Here is a 1,746-nt window from a genome sequence, read left to right on the forward strand (position 1 = left end):
CCCTCCCGCCGGGGGGGGCGGCCCCCCCCCCCCCCCCGGGGGGCGCCGCCCCCCCCCACCCCCCCCCCCCCCCCCACGACCGGGGGGCTCTGTTGGTTCCGTATCCTGCCGTGCTCGACGTCTCGTACGAGCTGGTCGAGCATGTTTCCTGGCTGATCCACGCTCGAACGCGTGAACTGAACTCGCCGTGGAGAAGGCTCGGTTGCTTCAAGCAGGCTCTCCTCACGTTGGCCCACCTGCGGAAGAACGAGATGTTTGCCCAGCTCGCGGCCAGCTTCGGTGCCTCGACCACGACTGCCTGGCGCTACGTCGACGAGACCCTCGATGTCCTCGCGGCGTGGGCGCCGGGCTTACACGAGGCCCTGACTGGACTGGGCGAGGGCGACTTCGTCATCGTCGATGGGATGCTGATTCCCATTGACCGCATCGCCGCCGACGCACCGTACTACTCTTTGAAGCACCGTCGGCACGGCATGAATGTACAGGCCATCGCCCGTCCCGACGGCACACCCCTGTGGTTTTCCTGCGCGACACCCGGCCGCACCCACGACCTAACCGCGGCCCGCGCGCCCACGACATCATGCAGGCCTACCTCACCAGAGAGATCCTTGTTCTCGCGGATCGTGCCTACCAGGGTGCCGGCGCCACTGTCCGCACTCCGTACAAGAACAACCGCGAACAGCCGGAGCACTACCAGCAGTTCAACCGGGGCCACGCGCGGCTGAGAGCTCCCGGGGAACGGGCCTTCGCGCAGCTGAAGTCCTGGCGCATCCTCCGCCGGGCCCGATGCTCCACCCGCCGCATCGGCACCATCGTCCAAGCCGTCCAAACGCTCCTGAACTGCAGCTATTCAGGATGAAAGAGGTTCACTGAGCTCTCTCAGAGTGGCCACTGATCGGGTGACGGACTGGGGTCCCGCAACACACAAGGCTCCTGTGCCGTTGAGAGAACGGATCTGGCCGCTCCGAACTACATCTGTGCGGGTGGGGACTGTCGCGTATTACTCGCGCTCTCGCAGGCCAGGGCGAGGAAGCGTTCGATCCGGCCGAGGTCGAGCTCGACGGCGAGCGAGACGGCGATGACGGCGTGGTCGACGTTGGCGGCGAGGATCTGCCCCTCGGACCGCTTGGAGGAGGTGGAGCGCGCGAAGGCGGTACGGCGCGGCAGGCACGCCCGCACGTACCGGGGGTCACTGGCGCCCTCGGGGTCGACGGCGGCCCAGTCACCGGTGCAGACGAGCCGGAGCGGGTCGTGCGGGGTCACGAACGCCGTGTCGGCACGGACGGTCCCGTCGGCGGTGGCGACGTCGCACTGCCCCCGGTCGACCCGGACGACCCGCCCGGGAACGAGTCCTTGGGCGGCGTACGGCGCGAAGGCGGCGGCCCAGCCGGAGTCCCAGCCGTGGGCGTCGAGCGGGGAGGGGGAACCGGGGGAAAGCGAGGAAGACAAGGGGAACCCTTCGAAGGGCGGCCCCGGCGGCGCGCTCCGAGCGCGCGGATCGAGTGGGTGTCAGCCGGAGGCCACGGAGGTGGGAACGATGAACTCCTGAATGCGGGCAGAGCCCGTCACCGTGACAGTCATCAATGTCCTCACCTCCTGCTTCTTCTCCGCGAACTGATCACCGCTCATTCACGAGCGGCCGGGCAGAACCCTAAGGGCTTGCAGATCATCAAGGTGTTGCTTCCCGTGCTGGCGCTCGTTGGTGTGGTATGCGCATCCCGGACGAGACTCGTGACCAACTCTCTG

General features: G+C 68.1%; 2 pseudogenes. One reads left to right on the forward strand and one right to left on the reverse strand.

Annotation, left to right across the window (positions count from 1 at the left end):
- The first annotated feature begins 92 nt into the window (after positions 1-92).
- Positions 93-859 (forward strand): annotated as a pseudogene (locus tag ACFYNX_RS33200) (transposase family protein).
- Between the two features lie 143 nt (positions 860-1,002).
- Here ACFYNX_RS33200 and ACFYNX_RS33205 read toward each other — a convergent pair.
- Positions 1,003-1,449: pseudogene (locus ACFYNX_RS33205) on the reverse strand (GTPase RsgA); the annotation flags it as partial.
- Positions 1,450-1,746 lie beyond the last annotated feature (297 nt).

Source organism: Streptomyces sp. NPDC007872 (genome assembly GCF_042868165.1).
GTDB lineage: Bacteria > Actinomycetota > Actinomycetes > Streptomycetales > Streptomycetaceae > Streptomyces.